Source organism: Paenibacillus canaveralius, from assembly GCF_047238265.1.
GTDB lineage: Bacteria > Bacillota > Bacilli > Paenibacillales > NBRC-103111 > Paenibacillus_F.
Window position 1 is genome coordinate 2529987 of record NZ_JBDFMM010000001.1, and the last position, 19938, is coordinate 2549924.

At 55.0% G+C, this 19938-nt stretch carries 16 protein-coding genes and 1 pseudogene; 8 read left to right on the forward strand and 9 right to left on the reverse strand.

All coding sequences use genetic code 11. The annotated features are described in order from the left end of the window. Positions 1-28: 28 nt before the first annotated feature. From ABC395_RS11680 to ABC395_RS11695, 4 genes are all read left to right on the forward strand, one after another. Positions 29-1123 (forward strand): TolB family protein, encoded by a 1095-nt coding sequence (locus tag ABC395_RS11680; protein ID WP_413003194.1) that lies wholly within the window; start codon positions 29-31, stop codon positions 1121-1123. 30 nt (positions 1124-1153) lie between these two features. Next, the gene (locus ABC395_RS11685) at positions 1154-2053 is read left to right on the forward strand and encodes a penicillin-binding transpeptidase domain-containing protein (RefSeq protein WP_413003196.1); all 900 of its coding nucleotides are present in this window, start codon (positions 1154-1156) and stop codon (positions 2051-2053) included. Between the two features lie 254 nt (positions 2054-2307). Next, positions 2308-4380, forward strand: coding sequence for a penicillin-binding transpeptidase domain-containing protein (locus ABC395_RS11690; protein WP_413003197.1), 2073 nt, complete (start codon positions 2308-2310; stop codon positions 4378-4380). A 115-nt stretch (positions 4381-4495) separates the two neighbouring features. Continuing rightward, positions 4496-4750 carry a hypothetical protein gene (locus ABC395_RS11695; RefSeq protein WP_413003199.1) on the forward strand — a complete coding sequence of 85 codons (255 nt, stop codon included), beginning with the start codon at positions 4496-4498 and terminating at the stop codon, positions 4748-4750. Between the two features lie 296 nt (positions 4751-5046). Here the strand turns inward: ABC395_RS11695 and ABC395_RS11700 are convergent, their stop codons facing one another. Continuing rightward, entirely contained in the window at positions 5047-5190 is a 144-nt protein-coding gene (locus ABC395_RS11700; RefSeq protein WP_413003200.1) for a hypothetical protein, read from the reverse strand. A gap of 260 nt (positions 5191-5450) precedes the next feature. Here ABC395_RS11700 and ABC395_RS11705 point away from each other — a divergent pair, with 260 nt between their 5' ends. Continuing rightward, on the forward strand, positions 5451-6617 hold the full coding sequence (locus tag ABC395_RS11705) for a polysaccharide deacetylase family protein (protein ID WP_413003202.1): 1167 nt from the start codon (positions 5451-5453) through the stop codon (positions 6615-6617). Positions 6618-7089: 472 nt separating this feature from the next. Here the strand turns inward: ABC395_RS11705 and serS are convergent, their stop codons facing one another. Continuing rightward, entirely contained in the window at positions 7090-8376 is a 1287-nt protein-coding gene (serS, locus tag ABC395_RS11710; protein ID WP_413003203.1) for a serine--tRNA ligase, read from the reverse strand. 428 nt (positions 8377-8804) lie between these two features. Here serS and ABC395_RS11715 point away from each other — a divergent pair, with 428 nt between their 5' ends. The 3 genes from ABC395_RS11715 to ABC395_RS11725 all read left to right on the forward strand — a co-directional run bounded on the left by ABC395_RS11715 (position 8805) and on the right by ABC395_RS11725 (position 12089). Continuing rightward, entirely contained in the window at positions 8805-9821 is a 1017-nt protein-coding gene (locus ABC395_RS11715; RefSeq protein WP_413003205.1) for a potassium channel family protein, read from the forward strand. An 85-nt stretch (positions 9822-9906) separates the two neighbouring features. Next, positions 9907-10281 (forward strand): phage tail assembly protein, encoded by a 375-nt coding sequence (locus ABC395_RS11720; protein ID WP_413003206.1) that lies wholly within the window; start codon positions 9907-9909, stop codon positions 10279-10281. 182 nt (positions 10282-10463) lie between these two features. After that, complete coding sequence (locus tag ABC395_RS11725) at positions 10464-12089, forward strand: phospholipase D-like domain-containing protein (protein WP_413003208.1); 1626 nt, start codon at positions 10464-10466, stop codon at positions 12087-12089. A 250-nt stretch (positions 12090-12339) separates the two neighbouring features. On the opposite strand, the gene ABC395_RS11730 is transcribed toward ABC395_RS11725, so the two are convergent. The 7 genes and pseudogenes from ABC395_RS11730 to bioA form a co-directional block, all read right to left on the reverse strand. Then, the gene (locus ABC395_RS11730) at positions 12340-13698 is read right to left on the reverse strand and encodes a lytic polysaccharide monooxygenase (protein WP_413003209.1); all 1359 of its coding nucleotides are present in this window, start codon (positions 13696-13698) and stop codon (positions 12340-12342) included. Positions 13699-14102: 404 nt separating this feature from the next. After that, positions 14103-14351: a hypothetical protein gene (locus ABC395_RS11735; protein ID WP_413003211.1), complete on the reverse strand. Its 249-nt coding sequence runs from the start codon at positions 14349-14351 to the stop codon at positions 14103-14105. A 76-nt stretch (positions 14352-14427) separates the two neighbouring features. Next, entirely contained in the window at positions 14428-15042 is a 615-nt protein-coding gene (locus ABC395_RS11740; protein WP_413003212.1) for a methyltransferase domain-containing protein, read from the reverse strand. Further along, a complete protein-coding gene (locus tag ABC395_RS11745) occupies positions 15023-16165 on the reverse strand; it encodes an alpha/beta fold hydrolase (protein ID WP_413003214.1) in 1143 nt (380 codons plus the stop codon). Before ABC395_RS11745 ends, ABC395_RS11740 begins: the two co-directional genes overlap by 20 nt. Continuing rightward, positions 16162-17349 (reverse strand): 8-amino-7-oxononanoate synthase, encoded by a 1188-nt coding sequence (gene bioF / locus ABC395_RS11750; protein ID WP_413003215.1) that lies wholly within the window; start codon positions 17347-17349, stop codon positions 16162-16164. The genes ABC395_RS11745 and bioF overlap by 4 nt, the downstream gene beginning before the upstream one ends. Continuing rightward, complete coding sequence (gene bioD / locus ABC395_RS11755; RefSeq protein WP_413003217.1) at positions 17346-18416, reverse strand: dethiobiotin synthase; 1071 nt, start codon at positions 18414-18416, stop codon at positions 17346-17348. The genes bioF and bioD overlap by 4 nt, the downstream gene beginning before the upstream one ends. Further along, positions 18413-19775: pseudogene (bioA, locus tag ABC395_RS11760) on the reverse strand (adenosylmethionine--8-amino-7-oxononanoate transaminase). Before bioA ends, bioD begins: the two are co-directional and overlap by 4 nt. Positions 19776-19938: the final 163 nt, after the last annotated feature.

The window sequence follows — 19938 nt, forward strand, 5'->3', positions numbered from 1 at the left end:
TATGCTTGTGCCTGGGGAGAGGTTAAAGATGTACAAGATTTTCAGTAAAAAAGCGGGGCTGACTGCCGCAGCCGTCGGCCTGCTGCTATCCGGCTGCGCACCGGGCGGCACGGAAGGCCGCGAAGTGATCCGGCTGGCGGGCAAAAGCATCACCGTCATCGAAAATCAAAACGAGCTTGTCGTAAACAAGGCGGCGCTGATTTCCCTGGAGCGCTACGAGGATCGGATCGGCCTGGGCTGGGTGGATGAAGATACCCTGCTGATGGCCAAGTCCGAGCAGTCCTCGCTCAATGCGCTTATCCGGCAGAGACTTTTACTTTTCCGGCCCGGCGCGGGGAAAGAAGATTATTTCCCGGGCTCCGTTTATAACCAGGTTGAAGCGGAACTTTCGCCGGACGGCTCAGCCGTTTTTTATAAAGAATCCGAAGGGGTGAACGCTTCGGCGACAGGCTACGCGGCCCGGACGTCGGACCGGACCCCCGTGCGGGTTACCGAAGAGAACGCCATACCGGTCAAGGAAGGCCGGTGGATAGATAACGCGCATCTTTTGTACGCCGGTCTCGACGGCAGCTTGTATGTATGGGATACGGGGGGACACACCCGAAAACTGCCGGTACCGGCCGCCACGGGCGCGCAAAGCGTGCTGCTGACGGACGGCGCCGTATTTTACATCGGCGGAGACAGCCGCCTGTACGAGGCACGGCTGGACGGCGGAGCCGTGTCGGCGGTTGCCGAGCACGTGCAGACCGCGGTTCCTTCGCCTGACGGAAGCCGGATCGCCCTTGTGAGAACCGGCGGCCCCGGACGGTCCACGCTTTCTTTTTACAATGTAAAGTCGGGAAAAGAACGTCAGGTGGCCGGCGGAACGGCTTTTCACAACTCCTGCTGGTCGAAGGACGGAAGCCGGTTCGCGTACTCGGTGGCGTCGGACCATGCGGGGCAAAGCGGCCTTTTCATCTCATCGCCCGATCCCGCAGTGGAGACGGTGCAGTTGTCGGCGGACGTGTTCCCCGGCTATCCGATTGCGTTCAGCCCTTCAGGGCGCCAGCTTCTGGCATCCAAAGTCATGGCGGAAGGAAACCGGAACAAAACCGTCGCTTACCGCATGACTTTCAAGAAATAAACGCGCATCACCCGAAGAAAGGAATCCATTATGCGAAAATTTGTCTGGGTCTCGGCTGGACTCTCCGTTGTCATCCTGGCGGTATTCGCCGTGCTGTGCCTGATCAAGACGGAGCCGGAAGAATCCGGCCCGCCCGCAAAAACCGTTCCTCCGGCCGGTAGCAAGCCGGTTGATCTTCTCCGCGACGGCCGCGTACAGACGCTGGATCTGGCCGGGAAATTTGCCGGATATGAGGGCTGTTTTCTGCTGTACGGCTTGCAGGACCAAACGTATTACGTGTATAATCCGCCGCAGTGCGAGAAAAGACTTTCGCCGGCCTCCACGTTCAAAATTGCCGGTTCCCTGATCGGACTGGAAACGGGAGCCGTGGATGAGAATACGGTCGTTCCGTGGGACGGCCATCCTTACCGGTATCCCGAGTGGAACAAGGATCATACGCTTGCATCGGCTCTTGCCAATTCGGTCACCTGGTTTTACCAGAAAATGGCCGTCCGGATCGGAAGCGGACCCATGCAGGATTATATTCACCGGATCGGATACGGTAACGAGGATTTGCAAGGAGGCATCGACACATTCTGGCTAGGTTCCTCCCTGCAAATATCAGCCGTGGAACAAGTGGATTTTCTCGCGAAGCTGTATGGGGACCGGCTCCCTTTTTCCGCGGAAACGAGCGGGCTGGTCAAACGAATGCTGGTGCTGGAGAAGCAGGGGAATGCCGTTTTATCCGGCAAAACAGGCACCTGCAATGCGAGAGCCTGCCTGTCGGAAGAACCCCGCAACGATGTGCTCGGCTGGTTCGTCGGACACTTGGAGAAGGACGGGCAGGAATATGTGTTTGCCCTGAACGTAGAGGCGGATATGAAGGCAAACGGCAGTGCGGCCCGCAAAATCGCGGAAGAAATCCTTCGCAAAATGAAACTATGGAATTGAACGTTGCCACAGTTCAAACGGGGCCCCCGAACATAACCGGGATTGGGAAACTGCCGGGGGCTTTCGGAACCGGCGAATGAAACAGTGAATGAAAAGCTAGTAAAGAGCTGGTGAAGAGCTAATGAAGAGCTAATGAAAAGCTAGCGGATCAGTTAAGGAAACAGTTAATGAAGCTGTTAAGGAACAAGTTTACGCAAGCAGGTTAAGAAACAGCCGGAATATTCCCGGCAGTAGATTATCAGGGGGCGGTATTCATGTTACGAAACGGAAAGACGCTGGCGGGAATCGGGGGGATTTTCCTTCTTCTGCTTTTGTCGGCCTGCAGTCAGGAAGAAACGCCGCAGCACGCTTTCGAAGCTTATGTGAACGGCTGGAAGGATCACAATTACGCAGCGATGTACGACAAATTGTCGCCGGAGTCGCAAACCAAAATCAGCAAAGACGATTTCGTTAAAAAATACGACAGCGTGTATAAAGGAATCGGAATGACGGATTTGACCGTCAAACCGGCTTTCTCCGAAGAACTGCAAAAAGCGGTAAAAAATAAGGACGAAGTTTCGGTTCCTTTTCATGTGGAGCTGAACACGCTCGCCGGCCCGGTGAAATTCGACCAGACCGCCCGTCTGGTGAAGGGCAAGCAAGAGAAGGCTACCGTCTGGCAGGTCGACTGGTCTCCTTCCTATCTTTTTCCCCAATTGAAGGATGGGGATAAGGTAAGAGTCCAGAGCACCGAAGCGGTGCGGGGAGAAATCGTGGACAGGCGCGGCAACAAGCTCGCCTATAACGGCCCGGCCAAGCAGATCGGGGTCGTGCCCGGCAAACTGGGCAATGCGGCGGAGCAGACCAAAGCGAAGCTGGCGGAGAAGCTCGGGATGAAGGCCGAGGAGATCAACCAGAAGCTGTCGGCCTCCTGGGTGAAGCCGGAGTCGTTCGTGCCGCTCGCGTACATTCAGGACGGAGAAACGGAATCTTATACGAAGCTGCCCGGCGTCACGTTCAGCAGCAAAGAGATCCGGACCTATCCGTTTGACGAAGCAGCGGCTCATTTGACCGGATATATCGGACAGATCAGTGCGGAGGAGCTGAAAAAGCTTGAAAGCGAAGGGTACCGCACGGGCGACGTTATCGGAAAAGCGGGACTGGAGCAGATCTACGAGAAGCAGCTCAAGGGTCAGGCCGGTTATAAAATTTTCGTTACGGGAGCCGACGGCACCGAGAAAGAAACGCTGGCCGAGAAAGAAATGGTCCCCGGACAGACAATAACGCTCAGCATCGACGCCGATCTCCAGAAGCTGGTCTACGAGCAGATGAAAAAAGATGCGGGATCGGCTGCCGCCATTCAGCCTCTCACGGGCGAAGTACTCGCGCTCGTGAGCAGTCCGTCTTACAATCCGAACGCCTTTGTGAAAGGCATATCCGGATCGCAGTATAAGCAGCTCAGCGAGGACCCCAAGAAGCCGTTCCTGAACCGCTTTACGAGAACATTCTCACCCGGTTCGGCTTTTAAAATGCTCACGGCAGCGGTTGCGATTGACGGCGGGGTGCTGAATCCCGACGAGGCGAAGACGATCAAAGGGCTGCGCTGGACGAAGGACGCATCCTGGGGCAACTACTATGTGACCCGTGTGCATGACTCCAGTCCGGTCAACCTGCAGAGTGCGCTTACGAACTCGGACAACATTTATTTCGCCCAGGCCGCTCTGGAGCTGGGGAAAGACAAGTTTTCCGAGTCTTCCGCCAAATTCGGCATCGGTGAGAAGCTTCCGCTGCCCTATGCGTTCGATATCTCCCAGCTTTACAACAAGCAGATCGCAAACGATATCCAGCTTGCTGACTCCGGTTACGGACAGGGTGAAGTGACGATGACTTCCCTGCACATCGCTTTGACTTACTCGGCGCTTGTGAATCAGGGAAACATCATCTATCCGTCGCTTTTGAAGGAAGACAAAGGCAAGGAGCAGTACTGGAAGTCGTCGGTAATGAAGCCGGTAACGGCCGAGCTGCTGAAGAAGGATCTTGTCGAAGCGGTCAAGGACCCGCGCGGAGTGGGTCGTGGAGCTGCCGTACCGGGCAAGCAGATCGCCGGCAAAACGGGCACGGCCGAGCTTAAAAAGAGCAAAGGGGAAGAAGGGCAGGAGAACGGCTGGTTTGTCGGTTTCGATGCGGCCGATCCGCAAGCTGCTCGTCTCGATGATGATCGAAGACGTAAAAGGAAGAGGAGGAAGCGGCTATATCACCTCCAGAGTAAAAGCCGTCTTCCAGCAGTATGCCAACGGAATCAATTAAACACCGGCAGAAAAGAGTCTCTCCTCTCCTTAACAAAATAGTTCCCGCTTCTGCTGGGCGGTTGGGACGGCGGGTGTAGAGGCTCTTTTAACCGGGTAATATAGAAGAAGATGTTCCCGGCCTTACGGGAACCGATTCAAGAAAGGAGTGTGCCGGATGGATGCCAAAGAAATGGAAGAACAGCTGATCCGCAAACTGACGGAAGGCGAGATGGAGGAAGAAAACAAAGAAGAATCCGCGAGAAAACGGCTGCCTGCCAAGACGGAAATCCGCATACAAGCGACAATTGATCCCGTCGTCGAGGAAACCCGCAAATACCGCGAAATGGCCGAAGAGCTTGACGGACGTTATGACCGGTATACGCACCTGCTGGAGGATAAAAGACCGGATTCATCCAAAGATCAGTCTTGAACGACAGAAAATAACCCGCCTGTATTGCCAGGCGGGTTATTCGTGTTTGGCGGCAGCTTATTTGCTGAGGCAGAGGTTGAGAGCGGGAGGCAGCCGGATGGACCGGCATGTTTCGCAAATAACGAAGAATCCGGTAACTTTTTTCTTTCTCAATCGTTCTTATCAGTGTATGTAAAAAAATCCCGGATAAATGTGCGGCTGTGAGAAAGCACAAAAAACCAAACAGACACCTGCAAGAGGCGCCTGTTCGAACGTTCGTCTGCTTATTATAGCGGAGCTAGAGTGTGTTCGGTAACTTAGTACAGGAACGTGCGGCTGATGATAACCAGCAGAATGAAGAGAACCAGAATAGCCGCCGTGCTCGTGAAAGCTCCACCGTAGCCGCCGCCGCAACCTACTCCAACTCCAACTCCTGCTCCTACTCCTCCAACGTAACCCATATCGATCCAACTCCTCGTGTTTTAATTGACTTTACCGTACAACATATGACGGAAAGCGGGGAGGCGATTGTGCGAATGACCCGTATGGGAATAAGCCGGAGCGAAAAAGGGAGTGGAGAAGCAGATGGTTTTATGGAATATTATGGATGAATAAGTTACAAAAAATTAATGTTTAAGAAGCCGGATGCGGGAGGAAGCGGACGGACCGGGATGGAACCTTATAAAGTCTTCTTTATTATGAAAAAGGGGTTATCGGCAGTATGAAGAAAGCGATCAAAATTTTTCTAGCTCTTCTCCTCGTTGCGGGATCGATTTACCTGGTGCGCGAAAGCGCTCCGCGTTTTACCTACAAAGACCAGGTTGCCGTGCTTTTGTATCACCACATCAGCGAGACGGACACGAGCAGCGTCACGATTACTCCGGCGTTGTTCCGCAGCCAGCTCACTTTTCTGAAGAAAGAAAAGTATCACTTTATTACGCTCCAGCAGTTCAAAAGCTTTATGGCGGGTGGGGATGTGCCGGAAAATGCCGTCCTGGTAACGTTTGACGACGGGTATGAAAGTCTTTATGACCAGGCTTATCCCGTGCTGAAGGAGCTCCAGGTTCCGGCCGTTAATTTCGAAATTACGGGTACGCTGGCGAACCCCCGCTCGCGAAAGCTTCATTTTCTCGACGAAGGGCAACTGCGGACGATCGCAACGGATCGCGACGCGGGTATTTCCTGCCAGTGTCATTCCGACAGCATGCACGATAAGCAGAACGGCAAGCCGCTGCTGACGACGAACATTGTGACGGACGGCAGGCGGGAGACGGAGGAACAGTACGAGAAGCGGGTGATCGACGACGCCCTCGACTGTAAGAAGAAACTGAAAAAAGCCGGAGAACAGGAAGTCGACTCCTACGCATATCCGTACGGTTATTACGATAAGCGGGCAACCTCGCTCCTTCAGAGTGTCGGGTACAAATACGGTTTCACGGTTCTTAGCGAGATGACGACGAGAGCCGACGATCCCATGCAGATTTCCCGCATCACGGCCGGAAGCCCGGACATTACCCCCCAGGTCCTGAACCGGACTATCCAGCGCAACGTGATGGACTTTAACGGGGATTACAATTACTTGCCCCTCCGCGATACGCTGAAAGATCTGGGCGGTACGATGACCCGGAATAAAGACCGTACGGTCACGTTCTACCTCCATGGCAAGCCCTATAAGCTGGATGCCGGATCGGGCACCATCGAAACCGAAGGAAAGCAGATTCCGCTTAAACATCCGCTTCTGTTAAAATCTCGCAAAGCGTATATTCATTTTAAAGATTTGGAGAATGTGCTGGGTGTCCGAATCGCGCATAATCCTCTGCGCAATTCTTTTTTCGAACGTCTGACACCGGCTAAATCAAAAATGAATGAAACGCTTACAAAATCATAGATAATGTTAGAAAACGCAAGAAAACAGGTGGAAGAAACCGCTTAAACGGTTCTTTCGCCTATTTTCGATATTTTCTGAATATTTACAATAGTTTAATATTTGGAGTAATATAAAGCCAAGGAGGAACACAAACAATAAACGGCTACAAGGACATTAACACTTAACATGTCAGCCAGGGGTGATCCCTATAGGACCATAACCATCCGAAGTCATCCGAATTTCAGACTACAGGAAGGGAGATGAATCCGTTGGACCCAGTTAGCGAAGCATGCCCTTAATAATCGCAGTCGAGGCATGCGGGAACCCAGGAACCGAATGAAGAAGAATGGAGTGTAAACAAACAATTGAATACGTTCAATCAAGCATAGGGGCCTGCCGATTATCACGGATAACCGGGGCCCCTATTTACGTGTCTGAAAGTTTCGAAACGGTACCGGAAGGGAGCCGGAACGACGGAATTTTCCCGCCGTTCTTATTCGTGCACGGCCCGGATTTCTGCGAGACCGTTCATGTATTTTCTCAGCGCCTCGGGTATGCGGATCGAGCCGTCCTCCTGCTGATGATTCTCAAGCAGCGGGATGAGAATACGCGGCGAGGCGACCGCCGTGTTGTTCAGCGTATACGCGTAGCTCAGCCGGCCCTCGGCGTTCCGGTAGCGGATATTCGAACGGCGGGCCTGGAAATCGAGCAGGTTCGACGACGAATGCGTTTCCCCGTAGGCACCTCTGCTCGGCATCCACGTCTCGATGTCGTACTGCTTATACGTTTTTTGGCCCATATCCCCGGCGCAAACCGCGACTACCCGATAGGGCAGCTCCAGCAGCCTCATCAATTCTTCCGCGTTCTTAGTAATTTCCCAAAGAAGAACATCCGATTTCTCCAGATCGCTCTCGCAAATAATTACCTGCTCCACCTTGGCGAACTGATGGACGCGGTACAACCCGTGGACATCTCTGCCGGCCGACCCGACCTCACTCCTGAAACAGAGGGAGACGGCGGCCATTTTTACGGGCTCCGCAAGATCCACGATTTCATTGCTGTAATAGGAGACGAGCGGGACCTCCGAGGTGCCGACCAGCCATTTGTCTTCTTCGGCCAGCTTGAACGTCTGATCCTCCCCGAGCGGAAAATAGCCCGTGTTCAGCAGCGCTTCCTCGCGTGCCATCAGCGGCACATCCACCGGCATAAAGCCTTTCCCGATGAGCAGATCCAGGGCAAGCTGCTGAACCGCACGATGCAGCAGCACTCCCGCGCCGGTCAAATAGTATTGGCGGGGGCCGGCTGTTTTCACGCCGCGCGGGATGTCGATCATGCGGTGAAGGTTTCCCAGCGCCACATGATCCATCGGCTCGAACGTGAATTCGGGGAGAGCGCCTGCCCGGTACAGCTCGATATTATCCTTGTCGGATTGTCCGGCCGGCGTATCGGGCGAAACGGGGTTTGGCACGCGCAGCATAGCCGCCAAGTAAGCCTTCTCGGTTACCCGATACGCCGCCTCGCGTTCGTTCAAGCACAGATGAATGTCTTTTACCGCTTGTTTCTTTCCGGCTGCCTCCGTATGGCCGCCCTGTTTAAGAAGCGTGCCGATTTCCCCGGTAAGCACATTGCGTCTCTTCCGCAGTTCCTCGATTTCCGCCAGTTGGCTCCGCCGTTCCTCGTCCATTCTCAGAAGTTCCGTGACGGATACTTCGATTCCTTTCTGCCGGGCAGCGTACTCGACTTCCGCTTGATGGGCCCGTATCCATTTTAAGTCTAACATGGCACCGCACTCCTTTTTTTTGACATACAAAAAGCGCCCGTTGTCTTTATGGGACGAGGAGCGCTTTTATGTTCTCGCGGTGCCACCCAAATTGACCGGACGACGATAGTGCCGTCCAATCCACTTTAGTTCCGCGGTAACGGGCGGACCCGGTTAACTTAGGAGAAGCGCCATGCTTCCCCTTGGCGAAAACGCCTCCGAGTTGGAATCTCTTCATGGGCGTGATACCGATATCAATGATTTTGATTAGTATATACCAGGTCTGCGCAGCTTTCAACCCCCTCGCCAGAATGAGGCGTATACACCGGGATTGCACGATTGTGGCGCTGTGCGAAACCCATCCTCCGGCAGGCTTGTTTTTTTCTTTATGACAAATGAAGACAATTTCCGTTATTTTCCGTAAAATAAACGCAGGGAGGTGTCGGGGTTTGCATTTTTTTCTGCGTTATGCCCACCGGATTTTACGTTTGAGTAACGGGCTGCTGGCAGTTTTTGCCCTGGTGTTTGTGCTGCTCGCCTCGGTGCTCGCTTACTGGCTGGAGCCGGACACGTTCGAGTCATGGTTCAACAGTTTGTACTGGGTTATGACAACGATGGCGACCGTCGGGTACGGCGATTATTTTATGAAAACGGCTCTGGGCAAGCTGTTCACGATCTTTCTGTATTTGTTCGGAATCGGACTTCTCAGTCTTGTGATCGGAAAAATCATTGATGCCTTTGCGACTTTGAAAATAAGGAGGGAAACCGGAAAAGTGAACTATCATGGCCGCGGTCACATCGTCGTGATCACCTGGAATAAGAAAGCTTATTCCGCCGTTGAAGAACTTATCGCTTCAGACCCCGAGCTGGAAATCGTCATTATCGATGAAAACGAGAAAATCCCGTACGACCACAAAAAGGTTCATTACGTTAGCGGCGATCCCACTTCGGACAAGACGTTAACCCGGGCCGGGCTGGATAAAGCCAGATCGGCCATCATATTCGCGGATGAAACGAGCACTGATTCGTCTCTGGTGGACGGCAAAACGCTGCTAATCGCGGCCAGCATCGAAAGACTCGCACCGGATGTGTATACGACCGCGGAAATTATGTCGGAGAAGCATATCCAGAACTTCCGGCATGTAAAAGTAAACGATTTCATTCTTTCGCACGATGCGGTTTCCATGCTGGCTGTCCGGTCGGCGCTTAACGAAGGCAGCGTAGAGCTTTATATGCAGCTCATCAGCAGGCAGTATGGGGGAGAAATTTACGAAGTGCCGGTCAATCCGGCTTGGACGACTTATCACGACGCCTTTCAGGATCTGCTAAAAAAAGGGGCGACTCTGCTCGCCGACCGCCAGGATTTGAGCATCAATACACGGCTGAACGACCCGATTCCGGCGGACGCGAAACTGTTCGTCGTATGTTCGCCCGAGACGTACAAGCATTTGCGTGAAGATACATAACGAAGGAAACTTGTACCAAAATGCTGTTTCTAAATAAGTTAAACCGATTGTCGCAAGGTACTAATTATTTTAAAGGAGCGTTTTTATGGCATTTAAGAGAGAATATGAGTTTGAATTACCGAGAGGGTTTGAAGATAGCAGTGGAAATGTTCATAAAAGAGGAATAATGAGACTTGCGACCGCCGCGGATGAAATTATGCCAATGAGAGATCCGCGCGTTCAAGCTAATCCCGAATATCATATTGTCATTTTATTTACAAGAGTCATCACTAGGTTAGGCGATCTTCCAATGATTGACGCCAAAGTAATTGAAAATTTGTTTGTAATTGACCTTGAATTTTTGCGAGATTTCTACAGGAGAATCAATGAAGGTGAAAATCCGCGATGGCCGGCCAGATGTCCAAAATGTGAGCATGAATTCATGGCTCCATTTCCATTTGGAGTTAAAAAAGAAGACTAATATTTTAAAAAGTCATTGCAAGACTCTAAGAAACGATACCTGTTAACAATCATAAAAACGGCTTCAGCTCTCTTCAAGGAGAGCATCTCCTGATTTTGGATAAAAAAGAGCGGGTGACTGCTCTTTTTTTTGTTTAAAAAAGTAGTAGAATGGGCCGCAGATAAGGGAGAGAAGGGGTAATCATGGAAAAAACGGGCAAAGATACGGAACAAACTTCCTGTGAAGACGCGACAGCGGTGCAGGAAGGCGTCAAAAATTTTATTAATTATTGGCTTTCCAACGGGCCGGTGGCCGACGTGATCGAAGGGTCCCGGCAGGCCGTGGATTTCGCTTCCGCGAACATCCCGCAAGAGGCGGCTGCCCGTTACCGGCAGGAAATCGGGGGCATTTTCACGAGCTATGAGCAGCTTCTGTCTATCCCCGGCGCGGGGGAGAACGCAATCGAAGAGCTGGGCTCCTATGTGAAGCGGCTGGATCTGGCCAAGCTGAACGCTCTGCTGCCGCAGACATCCACGGGCAACAAGGTCGACGCCTACGTGAACGGTCCGGACTGTCTGCGCGTCATGCTGGACGAAATGGGGAAAGCGAAGCGGTATATCCACTTTTCCGTTATGCTTTTTTTTAACGATAAATCAGGGAACAAAATTGTCGAAGCGCTGTTGGACGCGCTTAGGCGGGGCGTCAAAGTCCGGTTGATGGCCGATTTCGGAGTTACGGCTCTCGGTTACAATAAAAACCTCGCCGTCGGGGATCTCGATGAAGTGATCGATAAGCTCAAAGAAGCCGGAGGCCAGGTTATCAATACGTTCAAAACGTGCTACGGCAAAGAAGAATGGCCCGCCAAAAGAGCGGAGCTGGCTTCCCAGGGGGTGCCCGAAAGCAGCTTGTTTCTCCAAGATTACGTTCAGGAGCAGATGACGATGGGTGTCAACGTGGTGAATCACCGCAAGTTTATGATCGTGGACGGAATCAGCTCTATCGTCGGCTCGGTGAACGTAGGGGATCAATATTTGTTTGACACACCGGTATTACACGGTTTCGGGCAAGCTCATCCGGACGGGGAAGCGGGTCACGGGCTGGGTGTACCGGCGCGGGAAGAAGAGTGGCACGACGGATGTTTCCGGATACGGGGAGCCGCTGCGCTGACACTGAACCGCATTTTTTCTTTTCAATGGACGGTGCTTGGCGGCGATATGTTCGATCCCGAAGAACCGTTTTACAAGCCGGCTACGGATATGCGCTTCGGTGACGAAGAGTGCACGCTGTACGCCAGCTTTCCGGGGAATCCGGTAAACGTGATCCAGCAGTACTATTTGTCCTTGCTCACCTATGCCGGAGACGAGACGGTCATCGTGAACCCGTATCTGATCGACCAGGCCTTCTGGGACGAGCTGAAAAGTCTGGATGAGCAGAGGGCAAAGTGCATCGCGCTGTGCAATCCCCTTCGCGTGAACGACCATCCGACCAACGGCTCGGCGGTGCGCAGCAACATGTACGAACCGTTTCTCAAGGGCGTCGCCTTCTATGACTATAGCCATACGGAGCGGTTTTCTCATTGGAAAATCACCTATGACAAGCGGTCCGACTGCGTGTTTCACGGCTCCTACAATATTAATGAACGTAGCGCCTGCCACGATTTCGAGCTTGGGGTGCTGGTCAAAGGCAAAGCGTTTGCCGATAAGGTGAAAAAAATGATCGATTACGATCTAAGCGTATCGGAGAAAATTTCCGGGCCTGAAACCTTTTTTAAATACCCTGCCCTGCATCCGTCCACGTACTGGAACAAATTGACGCAAAATTTTACGTGACGCGAACAAGAGGATGGACTCGATTAAAGGTGTCGGACGCTATCCGGTATAAAAGGCTTGTTTACCAACGTTATGTGATGCCGGACACCGTACGCCGGGAGCGTCGCAAGCGGATAGCTTAATGCGGTGCGGAAGCCTTCACCTGAACCGGTTGAGCAATATAAAAAAGAGCGGCTGTCTTCCGTCCTAAACGGAAGGGCCGCTCTTTTTCTTCATAAGAGACCGTGTGCAGACGCACGCGTGCCGAAATTTATTTTTTCAGCCATAACGTCGGCACGTTGGAGGGCTCCCAGCCGGTCAGGGAAGTGTGCGACTGCCGGCATTCGTACGTGCTTCCGCCATAGGTCACGAGCGTGCCCGCCGTGTAGGCAGTGTTCGGAGCCCATGGAGCGGCTGCCGAAGGAGCGGAGGTCGTGGCGCTGACAGCGTTGCTATCTCCGGATTCATTGCCCGCGGCATCGAAAGCGCGAACCGTGAACGTGTAAGCGGTGCTTGCGCTCAGTCCGCTAATTACAGTATCCAGCGTTGTGCCGGAGACGGATTTTGCGAGCACGGCTCCCTGGTAGACGCGATAACCGGTTACACCGACGTTATCCGTAGAAGCGCTCCACTTAAGCGAAACGGAAGCGGAGGTCGGCGAACCTGTCACCTGCAGCCCGGACGGAGCGGAAGGCGCAGTCGTATCCGCTGCGGCGGCCGTTGTTTTGAAGGTCACCGCATTGCTGGGCGCGGAATCATTCCCGGCCGCGTCCGTTGCGCGGACGGTGAACGTATAGGACGTATTCGGTATCAAACCGGCTGCGTTATAGCTCAGCGCCGTTCCTTTCGCAGTCGTTCCGACGAGTTGGGAGCCGTTATAAATCTTGTAAGCCGTCACACCGACATTATCCGCTGACGCGCTCCAGCCGATCGTGGCGCCGGTTGCCGTTATGCCCGAAGCCGCCGCATTCGACGGTGCGGTCGGTGCCGTTGTATCGGCCGGACCTCCGCCGCCGAAGTTCGCATCAATCACGTTGTAGAAGGCATTTTCCGTATCCGCGATTTCCCAAACGGCCAGAATGACCTGGTACCCCGTTCTACTCGGGACGCTGCAGGTGTCCGTGTAAGTGAAGCCCGGCTGTTTTCCTTTAAAGTTAACGGAGCAGAAAGGCTGCAAATCGAAGGAAGCGCGGCTCAGCGGAGCGTTCGGGTCCCAGTTTTGCTTCGTGATGTAATATTTCCAGCTGGTGGTCGCATGGTTCGCTTCGATGGTCCATTTGAACGTGTTCGTACCCGGGGACATATTCACTTTGGTCCAGCGTGTGGCCGACTGCTGGTCCAGTTCCGGGAACAGGCCGCTGGCGCTGGCGATTTTGCCGTCCGCCGGTCCGGCTGCGGGGAAGCCTTTGTAGGCTTCGAGACTTTGCGGCTCGTAAATGATCGCACCGCAGTTCTTATTCTTGCCGGTCGCACACAGGTAACCGCGGCTTCCCGGTGATTCGATGTAGCCGTGGGCCGACGCTTTTTCGGTAAAAAACAGCAGGCAGAACGCCAAAGCCAGAGCCAGAGCCAATCCGGTTGCGACGAAACACTTGGCCCAGCCGGTATTGCGGAGCGAAATAGCGGTCATAAAAGAGCCTCCTTGAAAGGGGATAGTTTTTCTATTCATCGATTAACCAAAGGATAATTACAAATCGAAGGGACGCTGCGCACGAACACGAACGGATTCGTCAAAAACCTCCTTCCGGTTAAAACTGGACTGCCAACAGACGATTGCGGGCAAAACTGCAAACCAGCCTCCTTTCGTAAGTGAACTTATATAAACTCGCTAGAGCTTATATCAGACCGGAGCCGTAAGACATGTTATTAAAACGCTTACAAATTAGAGAAAAGGAGACTTACTCAAGTAAGCTCCCTAAGAAGTAAACTAGCATTTTCTATCTAAAATATACATCATTTACCATGATGACTCAATCATTTATTTCTAAATTATCGAGAGAAAAAGAATAGGTTCGAACGAACACGGACACCTCTTTAAACCGCAAGGATCAACAGCACTTCGTAAGTGACAGGGATGCGTCCCTCCACACCGTAATCTTTTTCGTACTGCCGGAACATGGAGCTGAACAGGTGTCTTGTACTCAGCCCTGGCAGCCGTGCGGCGTTAGTGGTACTGGCGCCGAGCGATTTTATATTCGTTAAGAAGTGCTTGACGGAAGAAAAATACTCGGTCCACACGAGGCGTGTCGTCCGGATTTCGCCGAAACCCGCCTGGCGCAGCATATCCGTCCACTCTTCCGCGCCGTGAAAAGTTAACCCGTGCCGCTGCGGCGGGACGTCCAGAGACCGGTACGCCTTCTCAAAAGAACGGTGCAGTCTCGGTAAACGTATCCGGTCCGAAGGTAGCGGCCGCCAGCTTGCCGTGAGGCTTCAAAAGCCTGCGGAGATGAACAAGCGTCTGCGCGGGCCGGACGAACCACTGGAAGCAGGCGCTGGAAGCGATCAGCCCGCAGGAAGAAGAAGGGGCTCCGGCGGCCCATTCTTCGGCATCGGCCTGCAGAAACCGGACTGCGTCCGGCGGAAGGCCCGCTAAAGCGGCCGCAGCAACCGGCGTGTCTGCGTCACGCGGGCAGGCGCCGGATCCTTGGCCGTTTCTACCGCCGCGTGCGTACAGCCGGCTCTTCGCCGCTTCCAGCATGGCGGGCGAAAGATCGGCCGCGGTAAGCCGGCCGCCGGGCGGAAGCAAAGCCGCCAGACGCTCCGTGAGCAGGCCGGTCCCGCAGCCGATTTCCAGCACAGGCAGATTGGCTGCCGGAATACGGGCAAGGGGAGCGGCGTGTGTGCCCACGAGCTCGTCCCGGATCATCCCGGCGAGCTGCGCGGCCATAAAACGCTGAACACCGGCACTCCGGTCGTAAAGCCCGGATGCGCTCCGGTCAAACTGCCGCCGGATTTTAGCGCTCGGGTGAGTCATTCCACCAGCTCCTTATCTTTTCGGCGGTTTGCCGTTCTTTTTGCAGGAAGGGCACATGGCCGCATCCGGACGCTTCCACAAGCACAGCCTGCGGGATGCCGGATTGTATTTCCAGTGCCGCGCCGTAGGGGCACACTTTGTCGTGCGTGCCGTGAATCAGCAGAACCGGGCAATGAATGTCCGGCAGGCGGCCCCGCACATCCTCCGCGGCGAGCAGTTCAAGTCCGGCGATGAGACCCGGCACGCTCCAGCCGCTCTCTCCCGGCAGGCAGCCGTCGAGTCCGTCCCGGCGTTCCTCTTTCGTGAACATCAGCCTGCGGAACTGCCGGAGCACCCTTTCCGCATCTTCGTGCAGCGCCGGAAACATCGCCTGGACGGAATCGGGGGGCCAGCCTAGAAGAGACTCGGCAGGCTGACGCACAAAGCAGGCGGTTGTGCCCAGCAGAACCAGCCCGTCGGCCAATCCTTCGGAAGCAAGCCGCATGGCGAGAAGCCCGCCCAGTGACCAGCCTGCGATCAGAAGGGGATACGACGGCGCTTGATCGCGCTGTTCATCCCCGGGCTCGCGGGTCCTGAGCGATAGAACGAGGCGGCGGACCGAATCCGCGATAGCCTGCGGGGAATCCGCCGAGCCGAAGTCCGCAGTAAAGTGCCGGAATTCCGCAAGCTCCCTCCGGACATCGCGGAATACGGTGGGAGGCATGCTCCAGCCGCCGAGCCAGAGGATTGCAGCTCTTTTTTGGGAATAGGCGGGTGCCTGCTCGTCATCCTTGCCGTGCTTTGAGGTAAACACTTTGCCAAAGTCAGTTTTATGCTTTGTGAATTGCAGGGAGCCCGGCTCTGTAAAGTGTATTCGCTGTGTTAAAGCGTCCTCTGCGGGAAACTGCGGCCCGGCATGTACATCGCAGAGGGCCGCGTTATGCTGCGGGCCGCGCTTCGTATCGTGCGCTTCGCCGTATTTTGCGGGAAACCCGTCTCTAGACGCTGCCTCATCCTGTAAACGAAGGGCCGCACAATCTGAACCGCATGTCCCGGAAAGCTTTTTACCCGGTTCTTCCGGTCCGGGTTCCGGCGGCGTAAGAACATCGTCCAGTACGGACGCTTGATAAGGTCCGTGCTTCATGCAAGCACCCCCGCTTCCGCCGCTGCTCTGACGATACTTTCAGCCGCTTTCGTCAACACGGCATCGGTATGAGCGGCCGAGAGGGAGAAGCGAATGCGTGCGCTTCCGGCCGGAACGGTCGGGGGGCGGATGGCGGGAGCCGCGATTCCGTGCCGCTGAAGCGCCTCGCTCATACGAAGCGCTGCGCCGCTGCTTCCGGCAATAACGGGAACGATCGGCGAGTCTCCCGGCACTACGTTCAGACCGGCTTGCACAAGTCTTTGGCGAAAACCTCCGGAAAGGTCCCGGAGATGCCTCCGCCGGTCGCGGGCCGTCCGCACGATGCCGAGGGCCCGGTAAATGCCAGCTACAACGGACGGCGGCAGAGCAGTGGAATAAACAAGGGGACGAGCCTTGTTGACCAGCAGGGAGATGAGAGGCCGGCCGCCCGTAACATGCGCTCCGTACACGCCGAAAGCTTTACTGAACGTTCCCAGGATGACGTCAACTTCCCGGTGTACATTCATGGCGTGGCAAAGTCCTTCACCTTCCGGGCCGTATACGCCTTCGGCATGGGCCTCGTCCACCATTAACATCGTGCCGTAATTATGTTTCAGTTCCACCAGTTTACATAAGGGCGCCGAATCTCCGTCCATGGAAAAAACGGAATCCGTCACGATCAGCTTGCGCCTCGCCTTACCGGACCGCCGGAGCATATGTTCCAAATGCTCCATATCGTTATGCCGGTAGCGGACATGCCCGGCCCGGCTTAGGATGATGCCGTCTGTTATGCTGGCATGATTGAGCCGGTCGGAAAATACCATATCTCCGCGGCCAACCAAGGCGCTGACCGTGCCGAGGTTAGCCATATAGCCGTTCGCGAAAACGAGCGAAGCTTCCTTCCGCTGCCAGACGGCAAGCTCGGCTTCCAGTTCACGGTACGGAGAACGATTGCCGGAAAGCAGGCGCGAGGCCGCCGATCCCGAGCCGCATTCTTCCAGCAGCGCGCGGCGCATCGAATCCGCGATATCCGGATGACGGCTCAAGCCCAGATAATCATTCGAAGTCATATCAAGAAGAGTTACCTCTCCGCGTATCAAATGACCGGGGAGCGGGCGGGAAACTGAGGTATCCGTCAGCGTCCGCTCCAGAGATTCGCCTGCCAGGGCCGCCAGTTCATTTTCGATCCAGCTCATCGGGTTCATGTCCGCACCTCGGTGTTTTTATCCGGGAGTTTTGGCGAGAGCTGCAAGGATTTCGATAAAAAGGCCCTGACAGGGCTCAGATCCAGTGTCGTGTGTACGAGATTCGCAAGAAGCTGCGGCCCCGGTTCGCTGCCGATAGGCGGAAAACGGCCCAAAACCTTTACGCCGCCGAACATTTCGATTAACGCGGCGTTTCCGGCGATGCTCGGATCAAGTTCATGCCCGTGCGAAGCGTTCCGAAGGGAGGCGGCTGGAGGTATCGCGGTACTCGCAGTCTCCGCAGACGCAGGCACCGTCGGAGTCGCGGATGCGGCAATCGCAGCATCCGGCACTTCCGTAGCTGAAGATGTGTCACCCTTAACTTCCGACACTTCCATAGTAACGGAAGCGCTACCCGTAACCCCCGGCACCCCCGCCGCATCTCCCGCATTCCGCGGTTTACCCGGAGCTGCCACAGCCCGCGCATTATCAGCAGTTTCCACAGTTTCCACGGCTTCCGCAGGCGCCGCATTCCCCGGAACCGCCGCAGCGCAGGCTCCTTCATTCAGCACGACACCCAGGATATCAATCCCGAACTGTCTCAGGAACGAGACTGTCAGGAGCGTGTGGTTGACCGTGCCGAGGCCCGCCCGGGCCACGATCAGCACAGGCATGCGAAGGTAAGCGATCCATTCCGCCAAGAGGGCGTCTTCCGTCAAGGGGACAGCGGCGCCGCCCGCTCCTTCGACGAGCATGGCATCGTAACGCGAACACAAACGCTTGCCGCCCGCATAAAGCATCTCCATCGTCAGATGAACGCCTTCCGCTTTTGCCGCAAGCCAAGGCGTAAGCGGGGCGTTGAACGCAAAGGGCGCCACTTCTTCCGGGGGATCGGCAATGCCGCTTCCCTCCATAAGTCTTTCGGCGTCGCTCAGTCCGCTGCCGAGTGGTTCGCCGGACTGCACCGGCTTCCAGACGCCGACGTTCCAGCCTTCCGAACGGAGTGCGGCGGCCAGGGCGGCCGTGACGACGGTCTTGCCGATCCCGGTATCCGTCCCGGTCACAAAGATTCCCCGGATGCCGCTCATTGCCGCCACCCCCGTTCCGTTACGTCACGGATAGAAGCGGCAATGATGTCCGTCATGGCCCCGAGCTCGTCGCACGTGCTTGCCAGAGGGGGGATGAAAACGACCACATTGCCGAGCGGCCGTGTCAAGAGTCCCCGTTCCCGGGCCCGCGCACAGACGTGAACGCCGATCCGCTCCTCCCAGGCGTAAGGCTCTTTGGTCAGCCTGTCTCGGACGAGTTCAATACCGACGAGAAGGCCCTGCTGCCGGATATCGCCCACATGGGGGCAACTGCTCAGGTAAGAAAGCTTATCCGCAACGAATTCGGCCTTGGCGGCAACACCTTCCACCACACGGCGTTCCTGCATCAAGCGGAGGTTTTCCAGGGCAACCGCACAGCCGAGCGGATTCCCCGTAAACGAATGACCGTGAAAAAACGTTTTCTGCTCCTCGTAATCCGCATAAAAGGCTTCATACACATCGTCGGTCGCAAGCGTAGCTGCCACGGGAAGATAGCCTCCCGTCAAGCCTTTGCCCACTACCATCAGATCCGGCGCCACGTCTTCGAGGTCGCAGGCGAACATGGCGCCCGTACGCCCGAATCCCGTCGCCACCTCATCGGCGATCAGCAGAACGCCGTGCTTGCGGCACAGCCGGGCGATTTCGCGCAGGCATCCTTCGGGCATAACGATAATGCCGCTTGCACCCTGCACAATCGGCTCGACGATGAGCCCGGCTATTTCACCGGCACGTGCTTCAAGCAGAAGCCGCAGCGCTCCCAGCGTATCGGACATCGCGCCGGATGCGCCGTCCGGATGCCGGTAAGAATCCGGGTAAGGGACCGTCTGCGCCGAAAAGAGCAGCGGCCGGAACACTTCATGATAAAGCGGAATCGCTCCGACACTCACCGCGCCGATCGTATCCCCGTGATAGGCTTCTTTCATCGTGATAAACGTCTCTTTGCGCTCCAAGCCTTTGTTGCGCCAGTATTGGTATGCCATTTTCAGGGCGATTTCCACGCCGGTCGCGCCCGAGTCCGAGAAAAATACTTTCCGGAGCCCGTCCGGAGCGATTTCCGAAAGTTTTGCGGCGAGTTCGATGGCCGGAATATTGCTAAGTCCGAGGAGGGTAGAGTGTGCGACAAGCTCCAAGCTGCCGGACAATCGCTTGATTCAGTTCCGGGACACCGTGGCCGTGCACGTTTAGCCAGACGGACGAAAAGCCGTCATAATAAGCTTTTCCCTCCGTGTCGAAAAGCCTGACGCCTTCACCGCGTTCGATAATGACGGGATCGGAGGCACAGTAATCCTTCATCTGCGTAAAAGGGTGCCAAAGATGGGCTTTGTTCAGTTCGGCTAATTGTTCGTAATTGGTGTGCAATCGAACCGCATCCTTTCCGTTTTAATTGTTAACCAAAAATTGTAATAATAGGTTAACAATATATCGTTTATACGAAAATATCAAGTTCGCAGGATGAGGAGCGGACGGGAAAACACAAAAAAAGAACCGCCGGTTCAGCGGATCTTTTCTGCACAATTTTGAT